Origin of the sequence: Rhodovastum atsumiense (assembly GCF_937425535.1) — a bacterium.
In the GTDB taxonomy this organism is placed as follows: domain Bacteria; phylum Pseudomonadota; class Alphaproteobacteria; order Acetobacterales; family Acetobacteraceae; genus Rhodovastum; species Rhodovastum atsumiense.
In genome coordinates this window covers 2,554,206-2,573,593 of record NZ_OW485601.1, presented here as the reverse complement: position 1 = coordinate 2,573,593, position 19,388 = coordinate 2,554,206, and the positions used below count along the sequence as shown (strand labels likewise).

Below are 19,388 nucleotides of genomic sequence, written 5' to 3'. Positions count from 1 at the left end.
CAACATTGGAGGCTTCGTGAGCGAAGAGCAACGCGCGCGCCTGATCGTGTGCACCACCTGCCGGGCCGGGCGCCCCCTTGCCGAGGGCGAGACGCCGCCAGGTGCGTTGCTGCATGCGGACCTGCAACGCAGGATCGTGGAAGATGCCGACAGCAGGCTGGAACTGGCCGAGGTGAAGTGCCTCGCCTGCTGCGATCGCGGCTGTTCCTGCGCGATCACCATGCCGGGCAAGTGGACTTATCTGCTCGGCCATCTTTCCCCCGGCAGTGCCGGGGATTTGTTGGAATACGCCACCGCTTACCTGGCTTCGGCCAGCGGGGCGGTGCTGCCTTCGCGCCGTCCGCCGGCGCTGCGCGGGGCGGTGATCGGTCGCCTGCCGGCTGCGGAGATGCAGGCATGAGCACCATGGCGAAGATCCCGGCCACCGTCATCACCGGCTTCCTCGGGGCCGGCAAGACCACGCTGGTGCGGCACTTGCTGGAACGCGCGGGCGGGCGGCGGATTGCCGTCATCGTCAACGAGTTCGGCGAGACCGGCATCGACGGCGAGACGCTGCGGGCCTGCGAGATTCCCGGCTGCGCCGAGACCGACATCGTCGAGCTGGCGAATGGCTGCCTGTGCTGCACCGTCGCCGACGAATTCCTGCCGACCATGGAGGCGCTGCTCGACCGGCCGCAACCACCGGAGCACATCGTCATCGAGACCTCCGGGCTGGCCTTGCCGAAGCCGCTGCTGAAGGCGTTCGGCTGGCCGTCGGTGCGCGCGCGCGTCACCGTCGATGGCGTGATTGCGGTGGTGGACGGGCCGGCGGTGGCGGCCGGGCGCTTCGCCGATGATCCGGTGGCGGTGGCGCAGCAGCGCAGCGCCGACATTTCGGTCGAGCACGACAACCCGCTCGCCGAGGTCTACGAGGATCAGCTGCAGGCGGCGGATCTGGTGGTGCTGAACAAGGCCGACCTGCTGGACGAGGCGAGCTTCGCGCGGCTGCAGGAAGAGATCAGGACACAACTCACCCGCGCAGTGAAGCTGCTGCCGGCGCGGCACGGGCAGATCGATCCGGCGGTGTTGCTCGGCCTCGGCGCCGCGGCGGAGGACGACCTTGCGGCGCGGCCGTCCCATCATGATGCGATGGACGGCGCGCACGAGCACGATGATTTCGAAAGTTTCGTGGTGGCCATTCCGGAATTCACCGCCCCCGAACCGCTGCTGGAGCGGCTGGCGGCAGCAACCGCCGCGCATGACATCCTGCGGCTGAAGGGCTTCGCCGCGCTGCGCGGCAAGCCGATGCGACTGGCGGTGCAGGGCGTGGGGCCGCGACTGCAGCATTACTTCGACCGTCCCTGGCAGCCGGGCGCGGCACGACAGGGACAGATCGTGGTGATCGGCCGTACCGGCCTCGACCGTGCCGCCATCGCGGCGACGCTGGCCGCACCCGTCAGAGACTGACGCGCATGCACCTGCTCGCCCGCGACAGCCGGACGCTCGACGAGGAACAGCGCGCGGAGGATCTCGGCCATGCGCCGGCGGATCTGGTGCTGCTGTCCTTCGCCGACAGCGATCTCGGTGCCGCCGCGGTGGCGTGGCAGGAGCTGGCGGAGCCGCGGCCAAGCCTGCGCCTGGCCAATCTGGCACGGCTGCGGCATCCGATGTCGGTCGATCTCTACGCCGAACGGGTGGTGACGCAGGCGCGCTGCGTGCTGGTGCGGCTGCTCGGCGGGCTCGAGTACTGGCGCTACGGCGCGGAGGAATTCGCCGCGACCTGCCGGCGCGCCGGGGTGGCGCTGGCGCTGCTGCCGGGCGATGCGCGCAACGACGCGCGGCTGGCGGAACTGTCCACCGTGCCGGGCGAGGACTGGACGCGGCTCGATGCCTATCTGCGCGAGGGCGGGCCGCAAAACCTGGTTCAGGCGCTGCGGCTGGCGGCAAGGCTGGGCGGGCTGGACGCGGGTGCGCCGGCGCCACCGCAGCCAGTGCCGGTCGCCGGGGAACACCCGCTCGGGCTGCCTACGGCAGGTGATCTGGGACTCGCCGTGCTGGTGTTCTACCGGGCGCATCTGCTGGCCGGCGACATCGCCCCGGTCATGGCGCTGGCGGAGGCGCTGCACGCGCAGGGCTTCGGCGTGCGGGCCTTGCATGTCGCCAGCCTCAAGGATGCGGCGATCGGCGATTTCGTCGCCGATCGTCTGGCCGCGTGGCGGCCGGTGGTGGTGGTGAACGCCACCGCCTTCAGCGCGACGCAGGGGACGGCCGGTTCGCCGCTGGATGCCGCCGGGGTGCCGGTGCTGCAGGTGGTGCTGGCGGGATCGACGCGGGAGGCCTGGGCGGGATCGACGCGCGGGCTGACCCAGGCCGATCTGGCAATGCAGGTGGTGCTGCCGGAACTCGACGGCAGGTTGCTGACCACCACGGTGTCGTTCAAGGCGGAGGCGGCACCGATCGCGGGGCTCGATTTCGCCCGCACGATTCATCAGCCGGACGCAGACGGCGTGGCACTGGCGGCGGCGCGGGCGCGCGGCTGGGCCGTGCTGGCGGGGACGCCACCGGCAGCGCGGCGCGTGGCGATGGTGCTGTCGGACTATCCGGGCGCCGGCGGCGGACAGGTGGGGCATGCAGTCGGGCTCGATACCTTCGCCAGCCTGGACGCGCTGCTGTCGCTGCTGGCCGAGGCGGGATACGACACCGGCGGCCCTTCCTCCGGCGCCGCGTCCCTGGCCAACCTGTTGGGCGAGGCACCGCCTGCGCCGGTGCTCGACCTTGCCACGTACCAGCGTCTGTTCGCCACGCTGCCGGACGCGCTGCGCACGCGCATCGACGCCGCCTGGGGACCGCCCGACGCCGACCCCGCCTGCATCGGCGGCGCCTTCCATCTGCGGCACGCGCGGCGCGGCGCGCTGGTGCTGGCAGTGCAACCGGATCGCGGCACCACCGCCGATCGCCGGGCCAGCTACCACGATCCCGACCTGCCGCCGCGCCATGCCTATGTCGCCTTCTATCTGTGGCTGCGCGAGACGCTCGGCATGCAGGCCCTGCTGCACCTGGGCACGCACGGCACGCTGGAATGGCTACCGGGCAAGGCGGTGGCGCTCTCGCCCGCCTGCGCCCCGGCAGCACTGACCGGCGGGCTGCCGGTGATCTACCCGTTCATCGTCAACAATCCCGGCGAGGCGGCAGTGGCGAAGCGGCGGCTCGGCGCCATCACCATCGGCCACCTGACGCCGCCGCTACGCCGCGCCGGCAGCCACGGCGCCGCTACCGAGTTGGAACGGCTGATCGACGAATACGCTGTCGCCGACGGGCTCGACCGCCGCCGCGCCACACTGCTGCGCCGCGAGATACTCGATCGTGCCGCCGCCGTGGGGTTGCTGGCGGAAAGCGGCGTGGCCGCCGACGCGCCGGATGACGAGGCACTGGCGCGGCTGGACGCGTATCTGTGCGACGTGAAGGAGTTGCAGATCCGCGACGGCCTGCACGTGTTCGGCCGTCCGCCGGCAGAGTCCACCCGCGCGGCGTTGCTGGACGCGCTACACCAGGCCTGCCCCGGCGTGGACCCGGCGCGGCTGGCTGCTGACCTCGATCACAGTGCCGTAGCCGAGCGCGCGGCGCTGCTGGCGGCGCTGGACGGACGGCTGGTGGCCCCGGGACCGGCGGGGGCGCCGACGCGCGGCCGCGCTGATGTGCTGCCGACCGGGCGCAACCTGTTCGCGGTGGATCCGCGCGCCATCCCGACCCGCGCCGCCGTCGTGCTGGCGGAACGCGCGGCGGCGGAGCTGGTACGGCGGCATCTGCAGGATCACGGCGACTGGCCGCGCCGCCTGGTGCTGGACCTGTGGGGCAGCGCCAGCCTGCGCACCGGCGGCGAGGAACTGGCGCTGGCGCTGGTGCTGATGGGTGCGCGGCCGGTGTGGGATGAGGGATCCGCGCGCGTGAGCGGGGTGGAGGTCCTGCCACTCGCGCTGCTTGACCGGCCGCGCGTCGATGTAACGCTGCGGATCTCGGGTTTGTTCCGCGACACTTTCGAGGCGCAGATCCTGCTGTTCGACAGCGCCGTGCGCATGATCGCCGCGCGCGACGAAGCCGAGGAATGGAATGGCCTCGCCGCCGCGGCGCGGGGGCTTTCGGGCGAAGCGCTGCGACGGACGACCGCACGCGTCTACGGCACCACCCCGGGCGATTACGGCGCCGGCTTCGGCGAGGCGCTGGCGCAAGGGCGCTGGGAACGACGTGCCGAACTCGGCAGCGCCTACCTGGCTGCCTCGGCGCATGCCTATGGCCAGGATCTGCACGGCGCCGCCGACGCCGCGGCTTTCGCCGAACGCGTGGCCGGGGCCGACCTGTTCGTGCATGCGCAGGACCATCGCGAGACCGACCTGCTCGACAGCCCCGAATACGCCCTGCACGAAGGCGGCTTCGCCGCCGCCGCCGACAGCCTGGGCGCGCGCCCGGCGCTGTATCACCTCGACACCTCCGAGCCACAGACGCCGCGCAGCTTCACCCTGGCCGAGGAAGTCGCGCGGGTGGTGCGCGGACGCGCCGCCAACCCGGCCTGGATCGCCGGCATGATGCGCCACGGCTATCGCGGCGGTGCCGAGATCGCGCGCACGCTGGAAGGTCTGTTCGGCTTTGCCGCCACCCTGCCGCAGCGGCTCGACCGGCAGTTCGACCTGGTGTTCGACGCGACCCTCGGGGACGCCACGGTGGATGGCTTCCTGCGCCAGGCCAACCCGGCGGCGCGCGCGGCCATGGCGGCGCGGCTGCGCGAGGCGCTGCGGCGCGATTTGTGGCGGCCGCGACGCAACGATATCTCCCTCCGGCTCGCGGAAGAAGACGAGACATGACCGTGCATTTCATCGGCGCCGGACCGGGCGCCGCCGACCTCATCACCATACGCGGGCGCGACCTGCTGGCGCGCTGCCCGGTCTGCCTCTACGCTGGCTCGATCGTGCCGCCGGGCTTGCTTGCGTACTGCCCTGCGGAGGCGCGCCTCGTCGACACCGCGCCGATGACGCTCGACCAGATCGAGGCGGAATACGTCGCCGCGCAGGCGCGCGGAGAGGATGTGGCGCGGCTGCATTCGGGCGACCTGTCGGTGTTCAGCGCGGTTGCCGAACAGATTCGCCGGCTGCGCCGGCACGGCATCCCCTACACCCTGACCCCCGGCGTGCCGGCCTTCGCCGCCGCCGCTGCCGCGCTCGGGCACGAGCTGACGGTGCCGGAAGTGGCGCAGAGCGTGGTGCTGACCCGTGTCTCCGGCCGCGCCTCGGCGATGCCGCCCAAGGAAACGCTGGCGGCATTCGGCGCCACCGGAGCCACGCTCGCCGTGCATCTCGCGATCCATGCGCTGGACCACATCGTCGCGGAGCTCACCCCGCTCTACGGGGCCGACTGCCCGGTCGCTGTCGTGGTGCGGGCAACCTGGCCGGAAGAACGCATCCTGCGCGGCACGCTCGGCAGCATCGTCGCGCAACTGGCCGCCGACCCGGCCGAGCGCACCGCGCTGGTGCTGGTCGGCCGTGCGCTGGCGGATGGCGATTTCCGCGAGAGCGCCCTCTATGACCCCGATTACCGCCGCCGCTTCCGCCCCGGCGGCCCCCGTTCCTCCGATGAGTTGCAGAGCCCATGAGCGAAGTCCTTCCCCCCTCCCCCGGACGGCTGTTCGGCCTTGGCGTCGGGCCGGGCGATCCCGAGCTGATCACGCTCAAGGCGCTGCGGCTGCTGCAGGCCGCGCCGGTGGTGGCCTACCCTGCGGCCCGCGGCAAGAACGGCAACGCCCTGACCACGGTCGCCGGTTATCTGCGCGAGGAGCAGATCCGGCTGCGGCTGGTCTATCCCGTGACGGTGGAGAAACTGCCGGCGCCGTTCTGCTATGAAACCGCGCTGCGCGGCTTCTACGACGAAGCCGCGGCGGAAGTGGCGGCGCATCTCGATGCCGGCCGCGACGTGGCGGTGATCTGCGAAGGCGATCCGTTCTTCTACGGGTCGTTCATGTACCTGCACGATCGGCTCGCCGGGCGCTACCAGACCGAAGTGGTGCCGGGGGTGTGCTCGGTGCTTGCCTCGTCCGCGGTGCTGGGCGCGCCACTGGTCTACCGCAACCAGACCCTGACCGTGCTGTCGGGCGTGCTGGCGGAGGAGGAACTGCGGCGGCGGCTCGCCGGCTGCGAGGCGGCGGCGATCATGAAGTTGGGCGGCAACTTCACCAAGGTGCGCGCGGTGGTGCAGTCGCTCGGGCTGCTGGACCGGGCGCGCTATGTCGAACGCGCGACCATGGCCGGGCAGCGCGTCGCCCGCCTGGATGAAGTGGACGCGGAGACCGTGCCCTATTTCGCCATGGTGCTGCTGCCGGGCGAGTGCTGGGGCAGCGTCGCCAGGTAATGCGCCAGGGCGGCGATGTCCTCGTCGCCCAGCCGCGCCGCCGCCTCGGTCATCGCCGCGACGCCGACGCTCGGGCGCGCGGCGGAACGGTAGTCCTGCAACGCCTTCGCCAGGTAGTCCTCGCGCTGGTTGGCGATCGCCGGGGCCGCCCGCTGGCCCCGGAAATCATCCATGTGGCAGGCCGCGCACCGGTGCTGCTGCGCCAGCGCACGGCCCTTGTCCTTCAAGCCGTCATCCGCTTCCCCCGCCGCCCCGGCCCCGCGCGGCAGGCTGGCGAAATAGGCGCCGAGATCACGGATATCGTCGTCGCTGAGGGGCGCCGCGTTCGGGCTCATCAGCGGACTTTGCCGTCGCCCCGAACGGAAGAACACCAGTTGCCACTGCAGGAACTGATCGGTCTGCCCGGCGAGCGAGGGGATGCCCGGCATCGCCGAAACGCCCTTCTCGCCGTGGCAGGTCGCGCAGATCGCGGCCTTCTGCCGGCCTGCCTCCACATCGCCGGGCGCGGCCCGGGCCAGGAAGACAGGCCACAGCAAAAGCACCAGCAATACGAGCATCCCACGCCCGCATCCTGAAGCTGCCGTCACTTCGCGTAGCTGATGCGATAGATCGCGCCGGCCCAGTCATCGGCCACCAGCAGCGACCCGTCGCGCGCCACCAGGATATCGGCCGGGCGTCCGGCATAGTCGCGCTCGCCGCTGATCCAGCCTTCGGCGAAGACCTCCTGCCTCGCATTCCTGCCGTCGGGATCGACGACGACGCGCACGATGCGCGCGCCCTGGTAGCGGTGACGGTTCCAGGAGCCATGCTCGGCGATGAAGATGTTGTTCCTGTACTCGGCGGGGAACTGGTCGCCGGTGTAGAATTTCATCCCAAGCGGCGCCACATGCGCCCCCAGCTTGAGCACCGGCGGCGTGAATTCCTCGCAGGAATGACCGAGCGCGAATTTCGGATCCGGCATGTCCCCCTGGTGACAATAGGGATAGCCGAAATGCTCGCCGAGCCGGCTGATGCGGTTCAGCTTGTCGCTCGGCAGGTCATCGCTGATCCAGTCGCGGGCATTCTCGGTGAACCAGTATTCGCCGCTGCGCGGATCGATGTCGCCGCCGACGCTGTTGCGCACACCCAACGCCACGATCTCCGCCAGCCCCGTCCGGGAATCGACACGCCGGATCTGCGAGACACTGGTCGGCGGGATGCCGATGTTGAACGGCGGCCCGAACGGGAGATACATCCACCCGTCCTTGTCGGTGACGATGTATTTCCACCCATGCGCCACGAAAGGCGGCATGTCGTCATAGACGACGACCGGCTCCGGCATGCGATCGAGATTCGCCTCCGCCTTGTCGTAGCGCAGCAACTTGTTGATGGCGACGACATAGAGCGCCCCATCCCGGAAGGCGACCCCGGTCGGCATGTTCAGCCCCTTCAGGATCGTCCTGACGGTCCGCTTGCCACCCTGGTCAACGACGGCATAGACATTCGTCGCATTGAACGAGCCTACGAACAGAGTCCCGTTGTCGCCCCAGGCCATCTGCCGCGCTTCGGGCAGGCCGCTGGCATAGACCTCGATTTTGAAACCAGCCGGCAGCTTCACCTTCTTCAGATTGTCCTGCAGCTCCGCCAGCGGCGTGGGCAAGGCCGGGCCGGACGGCGGTGCCAAGCCCTTCTGCGCCTCGGTTTCGTCACCAAGGAACCAATCCGGCGGCGGGTTGGCCCAGAACGATGGCTTGCTGGAATCGTAGCTTTTGAGATCGGCCGCCTGGGCACTCAGCCCCGCCAGCAAAAGACCGGCGGCGAGCCAGCTCTTCCGCATTCTCACGGTTTCCCCCTCCTGTCGTTCTTATCGTTCGACCCCGTAGAGTGGCAGATGCAGGAGAACTGCAAATCTACCAGTCCAGGAAACCAGGGATCACTTCTGCTTGATGTTGGGGCGTTGCCCCAAACCCCACCAGGAGGCTTCGCCTCCTGGACCTCCACCAAGGGCCATAAGGCCCTTGGATCCCATTCTAGGCCGCGAGGGCGTCGCTCAGGCAGGCTTGCAGATATTCCGCGGAAGCACTGTCAGCCAGCAGATGAAAGCCATCCCCATCGCGGATGACGATGGCATTCAGCCGGGCCACCGAGGTCTGCGCAACCGAATGGTCGGCAAAGCGGTGCAACCGCAAATCAACCCCACATAACGTGGCGAAGACCTCCGGCACCCGTGCGCCCTCCAGATGGAACCAGGCATGGCTGTCACGGCGTGGCACCGGGAAACACAGCCCGGCCTCCGCCTCCCATGACCACGCCGCCTGCAACCGTACCACCGCCCCCGTATCGCCCGCCTCCAGCAACAGGAATTCACCCGGTGACAGCCGCACAAGCAGCGATCCATCAGGCTGCGGATAGGCACGGTTGGACGCATCGCCGAAGCGCAGCCCCTGCTGGCTCAGCCAGCGCGAGGTGTCAGCCCCTTTGAAGCCGATGCGCGGACGGTCGGAAAAATCGCGCAGAACCGTATCGGACATGGCTCAAGCCTTCTGCCGCGCGTTGTCGGGATCATAGAACGGGGTCGGCACCACGCGGGCCTCGATCATCACCCCGCGCGGACCGCGGATCTGGAACAAACTCCCAGGCTCGGCCTGATCAGGCGCCACGAAAGCCAGCCCGATCACGCGCCCCAGCGTCGGCGATCGCGCCACCGAGGTGACCCGCCCGACGATGTCCCCGCCCCGGATGACAAGATGATTCTCGGCCGGGCCGGGCGCGGCGGCATCGGTCAGTTCGAACCCGACCAGCCGGCGGGCCGGCGGCTTTGCCTCCAGCGCATCCATGGCCGCCTTGCCGATGAAATCGACCTTCTTGCGTCCCACCGCCCAGGCCAGACCAGCCTCGGCGGGATGCGTCAGGCTGTCGGTATCCTGGCCAACGATGATGTGCCCCTTCTCCAGACGCAGCACACGCTGCGCCTCCACGCCGACGGGGCGCACACCGGCGGCGCCCCTGGCCGCCATCAGCGCATCCCACAGTTCGGCGCCGCGACTGGAGGGAACATGGATCTCGTAGCCCAGTTCGCCGCCGAAGCCGACCCGCAGCACCCGTGCGGGAATGCCGGCGACAGTGCCGGTGCGAACGCCGAGATAAGGGAAGGCCGCCGGCGAAACATCGATGTCGCAGCCCACCGATTGCAGCACCTCGCGCGAGCGCGGCCCGATCAGGTTGACCCCGGCATAGGCGGCGGTGACCTGGGCGATGTCCACCTGCATCCGCCATTGCGCGTTGAAGAACTGCATCAGCCGGAACACGCGATCGACGCCGCCAGTGGTGGCGGTGACGTAGAAATGCCGCTCGTGCAGCCGCGCGGCGACGCCGTCATCGATGATGGCGCCGGTCTCGTCCAGCATCAGCACATAGCGCAGCCGGCCCACCGGCAGCCCGGCATAGGTCCAGGCATAGATGCGCTCCAGGAACGCCGCCGCCTCCGGGCCGCGAATGTCGAGCCCACCCAGCGTGGAGACATCGATCATGCCCACGCTTTGGCGCGCCGCCGTCACCTCCGCGGTGATCGCCGCGTCCCGGTCGGGGCCGTACCAGGCCGGCCGCATCCACAGCCCGGCTGTCATCATCTTCGCCCCGGCCGCGAGATGGCGCGCATGCATCGGCGTCCGCCGCACCGGTTCGAAGCTGCGCCCGGCCAGATGGCCGAGTTTCTCGCCGGTAATCGGCGGGCGGATGGTGACGGTGCCGACCGTCGGCGGCGCACTGCCGGTCTGCCGTGACAGCAGGCCCTGCACCAGGGCATTGGTGAGCTTGCCCTGGCTCGGCCCCATGCCGGCGGTGGTGAAGCGCTTGAGCAACTGGATGTGATCCCAGCCCATCGCCGCGGCATCGACCACGTCATGGACCTGGATGTCCTCGTCGAAATCGACGAAGTCCTTCCCCCGCGGATGCGGGAAGACCGGCTGCGGATAGGTCAGGCCGGCATCATCCGGAGCGACCGCCGCAGGGATGTCGCAGGGATGCCCGGCATAAGCGGCGGCCTCGCGGCCGGCGCGGGTGCCGTCGGCGATCGCCGCCTCCGGGCGCCAGACGCCGCGCACCGCGCCGGCGGCGAACAGCCCCTCCGACAGGGAGGCAAGCCGCGGCAGGCAGGTCGCCGCATCGGGCACCAGCCGTGCCCCGCCCTGCGACAGCAACTGCGTCAGCGGCACGTAACCGACCGAGACACAGACCAGGTCGCAGGCAACCGTTTCAGTCACCGGGCCGAGCTTTCCGGGCGCCAGCACCGGCGCGAGCCGCACCGCGCGCACATGGTTCCCGCCCGCCAGCGCCTCGGCGATGGCGGTGCCGGTCCGGATCGGCAGGCCGCACGCTGCCACCGCGTTCTCGCGCGGATCGTCGCCGAGAGCCGGACGCAGATCGGCGATGGCGGCCACCTCGACCCCGGCATCCAGCAGGTCCAGCGCCACACCATAGGCATCGGCATTGGCTGCCAGCACCACGGCGCGCTGTCCGGGCCGGACGGCATGCAGCGCCATCAGCCGTTGCGCCGCGCTGCCCAACATGATCCCCGGGAGGTCGTTGTTGCGGAACACCGCCGGCTGCTCATGCGCACCGGTGGCCACCACCACCGCGCCCGCCCGCACCTTGTTCAACCGGTTGCCGCGCGTCACCGACAGCCAGTTGTCGGCGAACAGGCCCTGGCAGGTTGCCTGGTCCAGCACGGTGATGCGCGGTGTCGCCGCCACGCGCGCCACCAGCGCGTCAATCATCGCATCGCGCGCCACGCCCGGCCGCGCCCACAGCAGCGCACCGCCGGCCGCCACCGCGTCATCGATCAGCAGCACCTCGGCCCCGGCCTCCGCCGCGGCCAGCGCGGCGGCGAGGCCGGCGGCGCCGCCCCCGATCACCGCGACATCGGCGAACAGATAGGCCTTGTCGAAGCGCGCATGCGGGGTTTTCGGATCGACCGTGCCCAGCCCGGCCAGACGCCGGATCACCGGTTCCCAGAATTTCCAGGCCACGCGCGGGGTGTAGAAGCTGCGGTAGTAGAACCCCACCGGCATGAAGCGGGAGAAGACGCCGAGGAAACGACCCTTGTCATGCGCGAGGCCGCCGAAGGTGTTGACCGCGGTGACCTGCAGCCCCGGCGCGATGGCGCGGGTATCGGCGGTCACGTTCGGCTCGGCGCCGACCTGGACCATGGCGTTGGCATCGAGCCCTGCTGCCGAAACAACGCCACGGGGCCGATGGTACTTGAACGAGCGCGACAGCATCCACTGGCCGGACGCGGCGAGCGCGCTGGCGATGGTGTCGCCGTGCAGCCCGGTGACCTCGCGGCCTTCGAAGCTGAAGGTCACGGGCCGGGAACGGTCGATCAGCCGGCCGAACGGCGCCGGCAGGCGGGCGGCGGCGGCGGTCACTGCCCAGCCTCCCCGGTGATCAGCTCGCTGGGAGGATAGGTGCGCAGGATGCGGTCGGACACGACGTCACGCTCGGCGATGAACCAATAGGACGTGGGAACGTGGCACCACCATTCGCGGGTGATGCCGGCACGGTTGTCCTTGAGGAACAGGTAATCGGCCACGGCTTCGGGCGCGGCACCGGGGGCCGGGCGCTGCCGCACCTCGCCGCCATAGCTGAATTCCGAGATGTTGCGCGGGCCGTTCAGCGGGCAGGTCATGATCTTCATGGCAGCGTTCCCCTCACGATCCGACCGAGGCGGCGCCAGCCTCGCCGACCTGCTCGAAGCGGAGGAAGCGGTCGTGGTGGAAGGCGGCGAGGATGTCGGGCTGGCGGTTGGTGGCGATGCATTCGGCCATCCGCTTGCCGCAGACCGGCGTCGCCTTGAACCCCCACGTCCCCCAGCCGGCATCGATGTAGTAGTTGTCGAGATGCGTCTTGCCCATGATCGGCGCGAAATCCGGCGTCATGTCGGCCATACCGGCCCATTGCCGCATCACCCGCACTTCCGACAGGAACGGGAACAATTCCAGGATATGGGCCATCAGCCCTTCCTTGAAATCGAGCGTCGAGCGCGTCGACCACAGCGGATAGGGATCGACCGCGCCGCCCATCACCAGCTCGCCGCGCTGCGACTGCCAGATGTAGCAATGCAGCGATCCCGAAACGATGATCGCGTTCAGGAACGGCTTGAGCGGCTGCGACACGCAGGCCTGCAGCGGCACGGTGCGGATGGCCAGCTTCAGCCCGGCCATGCGCGCAACCTCGCTCGACGCGCCGGCCACTGCCTGCAGCACCTGGCCGCATTCGATGCTGCCGCGATTGGTGTGCACCCGCCGCACGCTGCCACCGGCGACGTCGAGGCCGGTGACCTCGGTCAACTGGTGGATCTCCACCCCCAGTTCCGCCGCGCGCATGGCATAGCCCCAGGCGACGGCGTCGTGCCGCGCGGTGCCGCCGACCGGGTGATACAGCGCCCCCAGCACCGGATAGCGCACGTCGTCACCCAGGTGCAGCCTCGGCTCGATGGCGGCGATCTCGTCGCGGAATACCAGTTCGCTGCGCACGCCCAGATGCGTATTCACCTCGGCGCGCCAGCGCATGGTGCGAATCGAGGCGTCGGTATGGGCCAGGGTCAGATGCGGCTTGCGGGTATACATGACGTTGAAGTCCAGCTCCTGGCTCAACGTCTCGAACAGCTGCATCGATTCCTTGTAGAAGCCCACGCCCTCCGGCGTGAGGTAGTTGGCACGCACGATCGCGGTGTTGCGCGCGGTGTTGCCGCCGCCGATATAGCCGCGGTCGAGCACCGCGATCGAGCGGACGCCCCAGTACCGGGCCAGGTTGTAGGCGGCGGCGAGCCCGTGCCCGCCGGCCCCGATGATGACCACGTCATAATGCGGTTTCAGGTCGGGCGTGGCCGGCAACTCGCGGGAGGGGGGCCGGAACCGGCCGAGCAGACCGGCCTTGAGCAGAGCGAAAGGCATGCGCGTCATCCGCAGGAAGGATCCGCCGGCGAACCTAGCAGCCCATTTCCTGATGTGCAAATTTCTTTCTCCGCAGAGAACGCCGGTGCATGAGGCGCCCGACCGGTTGGCGCGCTGGCGCCAGCGGCTGCTCGACATCTCCGGTCGCAACCGGCTGCTCAATTTGCCGGTTGGGGGGCGGCAGGCGCTGGCGATCACCGGGGCCGATCCCGTCCGGATCGAGGCAATGCTGGGGCAGATGCGCGGACGCCCCGCAGAGGCGCCGCTGCGCTTCCGTCCCAGGTCCGAACCGGCGCCGGACCTGGGCGTGCGTGACCTGGCGACCGAGGCCGATGCAGCATCGCTGCAGGCGGTGCTGACCGAGATCTACCGAAGCGCCCGCGCCGCCTGGCAGGAGGGAGGCGCCAACACGCTGTTCCTGACCCTCGGCGCCCTGCTGTGGCGGCAGAAGAGCCGCAGCGAGCCATTCCGCGCGCCGATCCTGCTGCTGCCGGTGACACTGGAACGACCGAGCGTGCGCGCGGGCTTCACCCTGCGGCCGCACGATGACGAACCGCGCCTCAATGCCACCCTGCTGGAACTGCTGAAGCAGGATTTCGGATTGGTCTTCCCGGACCTGGACGGCGAGCTGCCGCCCGGCGGCGAGGGCAGCATCGACGTGGCCCGGGTGCTCGACAGCTTCCGTGGCGGGCTGCGCGAGCTGCCCGGCTGGGCGGTGACGGAGGAGGTGGTGCTGACCAACCTCTCCTTCACGAAATTCCTGATGTGGAAGGATCTGGCGGAGCGCGCCGCGGCGCTGCGCCAGAACGAGGTCGCCTGCCGGCTGCTCGGCGGTCCCGCAGGCGCGACCACCGCGCCGCGTCCGGGCCGCCCGGCCGCACCCACGACGGACGATCTGGTCTGCCCGCTCGATGCCGACGGCTCGCAGCTGCGCGCCGTCGCCGCCGCGGCCGCCGGCCAGAGCTTCGTCCTGATCGGCCCGCCCGGCACCGGCAAGAGCCAGACCATCGCCAACATCATCGCCGATGCGCTGGCGCGCGGGCGCAGCGTGCTGTTCGTGGCGGAGAAGCGGGCGGCGCTGGAAGTGGTGCAGCGGCGCCTGCACCGGGTCGGGCTCGATGCCTTCTGCCTCGACCTGTTCTCCGCGCGCACCAGCAAGGCGGCCGTGCTCGAACGGATGCGCCAGGCGCTGCGGGCCCAGGCGGCGTTCGACCCGCAGGACTGGCAGGCCGCCGGGGACGCGGCGGCGGCCTTGCGGGCCGAGCTGGACGGCTATCTCCAGGCGCTGCATCGGCGTGCCGGCAATGGCTGGACCCTGTTCGAGGCGATCGGCCGCGCGCTGCAGACCGGGACCGACGCAGTCCCGGCGCCTGCCCTCACCTGGCCCGCGGCGGCGGCGCAGGATCCGGACGCCTATCGGCATCTGCGCGAGCAGGTGGAAGAAGCCGCCGCGATGCGCGTCGAGGTGGGCGATGTTCTCGCCAATACGGCGCTCGCCGGCATCGCCACGGCCGCGTGGACACCACCGTGGCAAACACAATTGTTGCAGGCGGCGACAACCGCCGCCGATTCCCTGACGACGCTGCAGGCAGCCGCGACGGAGGCCGTGCGGGTGCTCGGGCTACCGGCCCCGGCCGCGTCGTACACGCTTCTGTCCGCGCTGGATACGCTGGCCGGCGTGTTGCTCGACCCCGCCGCTGCCGACAGCCTCTGGGTGCTGGGCCAGGGTGCGCGGAATGGCGAGGCGGCGCTGGCCCTGGCCACGACACGGCTCCTGCGCCGACAGGAGTTGCGCGCCGCGTTGGACGCATCCTGGAAGCCCGACGCGATGGCCCTGCCGTTGCAGCAATTGCGCCGGCGCTGGGACGCCACCGCGACGCACAACTTGCCACGGCGCTGGCTGGCACGCTGGGCGCTGCGTCGCCGCCTCGCCACGGCAACCACTGGCCGGCTGCCGCGGGAATGCGGCGCGGACCTGGCACGGCTGGCGGAACTGCAGGAGATCGCACAGGCCATCGCCGCGGCGGAACCGACCCTGGCCGCTTCGCTCGGCGCGTTATGGGCCGGGCCGGACACGGATGTCGTCCGGCTGGAAGCCGCCGCCGCGCGGGCCAGGCGGCTGCGCCGGGCCGTCGCCGCCTGTGTCGCCGACGCGGCAGAATTGCGGACGCTGCGCCGAACCCTGGCCGGGCTGCTGCGCGACGGCGCGGAGCTGCTGGCCCCGACCGGCCCGGCCGGATCGGTGCTGCGGCGGCTGCGCGGCGCCTGGGCCGAGGCACGGTCAGCCTTGCGGGCCGTGGCGAAACTCAGCGGCAGCGACCCCACCCCGATCATCGATCCCGCCCGCGCGGACTGGGCACCGGCGCTGGCCGTGCATCTGGCCGGCTGGCACGGCGCGGCCGGGCTGCTGCGGCCCTGGTGCGCCTGGCGCGAGGTGGCGCAGCGGGCGGAAGCCGCCGGGCTCGGGCCGTTGCTGCGCGCCCTGGAGACGGGGGACATCGCGCCCGCCGATGCGGTCCGGGCGTTCGAGACGAGCTACCTGCGCTGGTGGATCGGCGTGACGGTCGCCGCCGCCCCACGCCTGCGCGGCTTCGCTGCCTCCCGGCACGAAACCCGCATCGCCCGCTTCCGGGCGCTGGATGCGCGGCTGCTGGACCTTGCCGCCCGGCTGGCGCGGGCGCGGCTGGTCGCCGAGGTGCCGGATGCCGAGGCGCGCGCGCGTGACCCGGACTACGCGGTGCTGGCCCGCGAGCTGGCGAAACGACAGCGGCATCTGCCGGTGCGCCAGTTGGCGGCGCGGATGCCGCGGCTGCTGCGGCGGCTCACGCCCTGCCTGATGATGAGCCCGCTCTCGGTCGCGCAGTACCTGCCGGCCGATGCCGAGCCGTTCGATCTGGTGATCTTCGATGAAGCCTCGCAGATCCCGGCCTGGGATGCGATCGGCGTGATCGGGCGCGGCCGGCAGGTGGTGGTGGCGGGCGATCCGCAGCAGCTTCCGCCCACCCGCTTCTTCGAACGGCAATCGCCGGGTGTCGCCGAAGACGTGGCGGAGTTCGATGCGCAGGACCTTGATTCCATCCTTGATGAATGCCTCGGCGCCGGCCTGCCCGCGATCGAGCTGAGCTGGCATTACCGCAGCCGCCACGAGAGCCTGATCGCCTTTTCCAACCGGACCTATTATGGCGGCCGTCTGTTGACCTTTCCCTCCCCGGTCACGCGCGACACCGCAGTTTCCTTCCGGCACGTGCCAGATGGCATCTATGACCGGGCCGGCACCCGCACCAATTCCACCGAGGCACGTGCCGTGGTCGCCGCGGCGCTGGCGCTGCTGCGGGAACGACGGAGCGGCGGGCCGGTGCCCTCCCTTGGTATCGTCACCTTCAACGCTGAGCAGCAGGCGCTGATCGAAGATCTGCTGGATGCGGCGCGGCGCGACGACCCGGCGCTGGAGCCACATTTCTGCGACGACGCGCCCGAACCGGTGCTGGTGAAGAGCATCGAAGGCGTGCAGGGCGAGGAACGCGATGTCATGCTGTTCTCGCTCACCTACGGGCCGGACGCGACGGGCCGGGTGCTGATGAATTTCGGCCCGCTCAACCAGGACGGCGGCGAGCGACGGCTGAACGTGGCGGTGACGCGCGCGCGGCAGGCGCTGGTCGTGTTCGCCAGCCTGCGCGCCGGGCAGATCGATCCCGCCCGCAGCGCCGCGCCGGGTGTGGCGCATCTGCGGCAGTTCCTCGCTTTCGCCGAACAGGGTGCCTCCGGCGACATGCCCGCTTCCGCGCCACCGGACGAACCCGATTCCCTCTTCATGCTGTCGGTCGCCGGGCGGCTGGGCGCACGCGGCTGGGAGGTGCGGCACCGGATCGGCCTGTCCGGCCTGCGCATCGACCTCGGCGTGGTGGATCCGGATGTGCCCGGCGCCTTCCTGGCCGGCGTGGAGTGTGACGGCGGCGCCTATCGGCGTGGCGCCAGCGCGCGCGACCGCGACCGGCTGCGGCCGCTGGTGCTGGAGCGGCTGGGATGGCGGGTCCTGCGCGTCTGGGCGACGGACTGGTGGATCAACGCGGAGCGGGAAGCCGACCGGCTACATGCGGCGCTGACGCAGGCGCTGGCCGAAGCCCGCGCGGCCCGTGCAACGGGCACGACGCCCGGCGGGCGGTAGCCTCCCGCATCGTCATGGTGGCAAGGACACCTATCCATTCCCGGCGGCCCCTTTCTCCGTGGGAAGGTCGGGCGCCGTGTCCGGTGCGGGATCGTCCTTCGCGTCGCCATCGCTGCCCTGCGAAGCCTCCGCGGGCGCGCCATCCGGTGGCATGATCTCCACGAGCCGTGCCATCGCCCCGGCGACGATCGCGTCATGCCGCTCGGCCGTCGTGCGCAGATAGAGGATCTCCTCGCCGAGCCGCGTAACGATGGCGGAGAGGGCCTGGGTATTGACCTCGATGCGCCGGGCCGCCTCGGTGTCGCGCGTGCCCGTGCCGGCCAGCCGCGCCGCCGCCGCCTCGATCACGATCTTGGAACGGTCGCTGGCCGCTTCCAGCCGGTCACGCAAACCGGTGAGGTCGGTCACGGCACAGGCATAGGCGCTGGCGACGGCATCCAGATGCGTCAGCACGTTGGTGGTCGCCTCGTCAGCCCGGCCGGCGAAATCCTGCAGCCGCTCGGCCGCACCGTTGATCTGTGCCGTCACCCCCGCGACGATGTTGCCGACCGCTTCGAGACGGGCCGCGGCCTCGGTGAGCGCTGCCTCGTCGGTGTGGGCGGGACCGGGCTGCAGGCGTTCGCCGGCCGTGCCCAGATCCGCGGCGATGCGGGCCAGGACGGTGCCGCTCTCTTCCAGTTGCTGCCCGGCCCGGGCTGCCACATCGAGCGCACTGGCCAGGCGCGTATCCGCCTGCGCCACCGTCTCGCGCAGGCTGCCCAGGATGTCACGGATCTCCGCACCCGTTTCAGGCGCGGCCTCGTCCCGCGGCGCCTGTGTCGTCAGCGCACGCAGGCCGGCCAGGATCTCCTGCAGCTCCGCACGCATCTCCACCGATGCCTCACCCCGCGGCACCTGCGCCGTCAGCGCACGCAGGCCGGCCAGGATCTCCTGCAACTCCGAACGCATCGCCTCCGACGCCTCACCCCGCGGCGCCTGCGCCGTCAGCGCACGCAGGCCGGCCAGGATCTCCTGCAACTCCGAACGCATCGCCTCCGACGCCTCACCCCGCGGCGCCTGCGCCGTCAGCGCACGCAGGCCGGCCAGGATCTCCTGCAACTCCGAACGCATCGCCTCCGACGCCTCACCCCGCGGCGCCTGCGCCGTCAGCGCACGCAGGCCGGCCAGGATCTCCTGCAACTCCGAACGCATCGCCTCCGACGCCTCACCCCGCGGCGCCTGCGCCGTCAGCGCACGCAGGCCGGCCAGGATCTCCTGCAACTCCGAACGCATCGCCTCCGACGCCTCACCCCGCGGCGCCTGCGTCGTCAGGTCACGCAGACCGGTCAGAATCTGTTGCATGCCAGCACGGATGTCCGCCGGAATCTCAGCCTGCAGCGGCTGCACCGACAGGGATCGCAGGCGGCGCTCGGCATCACGGGCAACCTCGGTCAGTTGCACGCCCACCGACATCGCGCCATGCGCGGCATTGGCCGATTCCTGAACCCAGCGCCGTTCCTCTTGCAACAGCCTGCGCAGGGCCGGCACCAGATCCTCACCGCGCAGGTTTTCGATCTCCACCACCGGCTGCGGCTGGCTGGAAAAATCCATCGCCAGCCGCACCACCGCCATCGGCCCCGCCAGCAACGCCAGCAACGCCGAGAGCATGACACAGGCAACGACCACCCAGGGCGAGGCACGCGGCAACGACAGGCCGGCGATGTTGGACAGTCCCAGGTCCGGCGCGACCACGAACGCAGCGGCGATCACCGCCGCCACCAACATGAACAGCGACAGTTTCCAGGGCCATCCCATCAAGGCCGTCGGGTTGATGTTGCCCGGATCGTCTGACAGGTTGGGTTCCCCGTTCGTCATCGTTCGTCTCCTCACGTTGGCGCACCCTTGTGCCGGCACAAGCGAGTCGCCTGCAGCCGGACCGC

The 19,388-nt window shown here is 70.7% G+C and carries 13 protein-coding genes; 6 read left to right on the top strand and 7 right to left on the bottom strand.

Translation table 11 applies throughout. The annotated features are described in order from the left end of the window. Nucleotides 1-16 precede the first annotated feature (16 nt). From NBY65_RS11745 to NBY65_RS11725, 5 genes are read left to right on the top strand one after another with little or no spacing between them, the layout of a single operon-like run. The gene (locus NBY65_RS11745; protein WP_239002728.1) at nt 17-400 is read left to right on the top strand and encodes a DUF1636 domain-containing protein; all 384 of its coding nucleotides are present in this window, start codon (nt 17-19) and stop codon (nt 398-400) included. After that, nucleotides 397-1,446 carry a cobalamin biosynthesis protein CobW gene (cobW, locus tag NBY65_RS11740; RefSeq protein ID WP_150040060.1) on the top strand — a complete coding sequence of 350 codons (1,050 nt, stop codon included), beginning with the start codon at nt 397-399 and terminating at the stop codon, nt 1,444-1,446. Before NBY65_RS11745 ends, cobW begins: the two co-directional genes overlap by 4 nt. A gap of 5 nt (nt 1,447-1,451) precedes the next feature. Then, nucleotides 1,452-4,835, top strand: coding sequence for a cobaltochelatase subunit CobN (cobN, locus tag NBY65_RS11735; RefSeq protein ID WP_150040061.1), 3,384 nt, complete (start codon nt 1,452-1,454; stop codon nt 4,833-4,835). After that, the gene (gene cobM / locus NBY65_RS11730; protein ID WP_150040062.1) at nt 4,832-5,620 is read left to right on the top strand and encodes a precorrin-4 C(11)-methyltransferase; all 789 of its coding nucleotides are present in this window, start codon (nt 4,832-4,834) and stop codon (nt 5,618-5,620) included. Before cobN ends, cobM begins: the two co-directional genes overlap by 4 nt. Further along, entirely contained in the window at nt 5,617-6,372 is a 756-nt protein-coding gene (locus tag NBY65_RS11725; RefSeq protein ID WP_150040063.1) for a precorrin-2 C(20)-methyltransferase, read from the top strand. Before cobM ends, NBY65_RS11725 begins: the two co-directional genes overlap by 4 nt. Here the strand turns inward: NBY65_RS11725 and NBY65_RS11720 are convergent. The 6 genes from NBY65_RS11720 to NBY65_RS11695 form a co-directional block, all read right to left on the bottom strand. Continuing rightward, on the bottom strand, nt 6,318-6,929 hold the full coding sequence (locus NBY65_RS11720) for a c-type cytochrome (protein ID WP_150040064.1): 612 nt from the start codon (nt 6,927-6,929) through the stop codon (nt 6,318-6,320). The two genes, NBY65_RS11725 and NBY65_RS11720, sit on opposite strands and share 55 nt — an antisense overlap. 26 nt (nt 6,930-6,955) lie before the next feature. Beyond that, nucleotides 6,956-8,188: a PQQ-dependent sugar dehydrogenase gene (locus NBY65_RS11715; RefSeq protein WP_150040065.1), complete on the bottom strand. Its 1,233-nt coding sequence runs from the start codon at nt 8,186-8,188 to the stop codon at nt 6,956-6,958. A 193-nt stretch (nt 8,189-8,381) separates the two neighbouring features. Next, nucleotides 8,382-8,882, bottom strand: a complete 501-nt coding sequence (locus NBY65_RS11710) for a sarcosine oxidase (RefSeq protein WP_150040066.1) — start codon at nt 8,880-8,882, stop codon at nt 8,382-8,384. A gap of 3 nt (nt 8,883-8,885) precedes the next feature. Beyond that, a complete protein-coding gene (locus NBY65_RS11705) occupies nt 8,886-11,777 on the bottom strand; it encodes a 2Fe-2S iron-sulfur cluster-binding protein (protein ID WP_150040067.1) in 2,892 nt (963 codons plus the stop codon). Next, complete coding sequence (locus NBY65_RS11700; protein ID WP_150040068.1) at nt 11,774-12,046, bottom strand: sarcosine oxidase subunit delta; 273 nt, start codon at nt 12,044-12,046, stop codon at nt 11,774-11,776. The genes NBY65_RS11705 and NBY65_RS11700 overlap by 4 nt, the downstream gene beginning before the upstream one ends. Nucleotides 12,047-12,059: 13 nt before the next feature. Further along, nucleotides 12,060-13,304, bottom strand: a complete 1,245-nt coding sequence (locus tag NBY65_RS11695) for an FAD-dependent oxidoreductase (protein ID WP_150040069.1) — start codon at nt 13,302-13,304, stop codon at nt 12,060-12,062. 85 nt (nt 13,305-13,389) lie between these two features. Here NBY65_RS11695 and NBY65_RS11690 point away from each other — a divergent pair, with 85 nt between their 5' ends. Further along, the gene (locus tag NBY65_RS11690) at nt 13,390-17,469 is read left to right on the top strand and encodes a DUF4011 domain-containing protein (protein WP_162530475.1); all 4,080 of its coding nucleotides are present in this window, start codon (nt 13,390-13,392) and stop codon (nt 17,467-17,469) included. A gap of 30 nt (nt 17,470-17,499) precedes the next feature. On the opposite strand, the gene NBY65_RS11685 is transcribed toward NBY65_RS11690, so the two are convergent. Continuing rightward, the gene (locus NBY65_RS11685; RefSeq protein WP_250265665.1) at nt 17,500-19,323 is read right to left on the bottom strand and encodes a hypothetical protein; all 1,824 of its coding nucleotides are present in this window, start codon (nt 19,321-19,323) and stop codon (nt 17,500-17,502) included. Between the last annotated feature and the right edge of the window lie 65 nt (nt 19,324-19,388).

Bases quoted from the DNA above. Each gene is read 5' to 3' on its own strand.
- cobW (WP_150040060.1), top strand. From the start codon at position 397: ATGAGCACCATGGCGAAGATCCCGGCCACCGTCATCACCGGCTTCCTC.
- cobN (WP_150040061.1), top strand. From the start codon at position 1,452: ATGCACCTGCTCGCCCGCGACAGCCGGACGCTCGACGAGGAACAGCGC.
- cobM (WP_150040062.1), top strand. From the start codon at position 4,832: ATGACCGTGCATTTCATCGGCGCCGGACCGGGCGCCGCCGACCTCATC.
- NBY65_RS11725 (WP_150040063.1), top strand. From the start codon at position 5,617: ATGAGCGAAGTCCTTCCCCCCTCCCCCGGACGGCTGTTCGGCCTTGGC.
- NBY65_RS11720 (WP_150040064.1), bottom strand. From the start codon at position 6,929: ATGCTCGTATTGCTGGTGCTTTTGCTGTGGCCTGTCTTCCTGGCCCGG.
- NBY65_RS11715 (WP_150040065.1), bottom strand. From the start codon at position 8,188: ATGCGGAAGAGCTGGCTCGCCGCCGGTCTTTTGCTGGCGGGGCTGAGT.
- NBY65_RS11710 (WP_150040066.1), bottom strand. From the start codon at position 8,882: ATGTCCGATACGGTTCTGCGCGATTTTTCCGACCGTCCGCGCATCGGC.
- NBY65_RS11700 (WP_150040068.1), bottom strand. From the start codon at position 12,046: ATGAAGATCATGACCTGCCCGCTGAACGGCCCGCGCAACATCTCGGAA.
- NBY65_RS11695 (WP_150040069.1), bottom strand. From the start codon at position 13,304: ATGCCTTTCGCTCTGCTCAAGGCCGGTCTGCTCGGCCGGTTCCGGCCC.
- NBY65_RS11685 (WP_250265665.1), bottom strand. From the start codon at position 19,323: ATGACGAACGGGGAACCCAACCTGTCAGACGATCCGGGCAACATCAAC.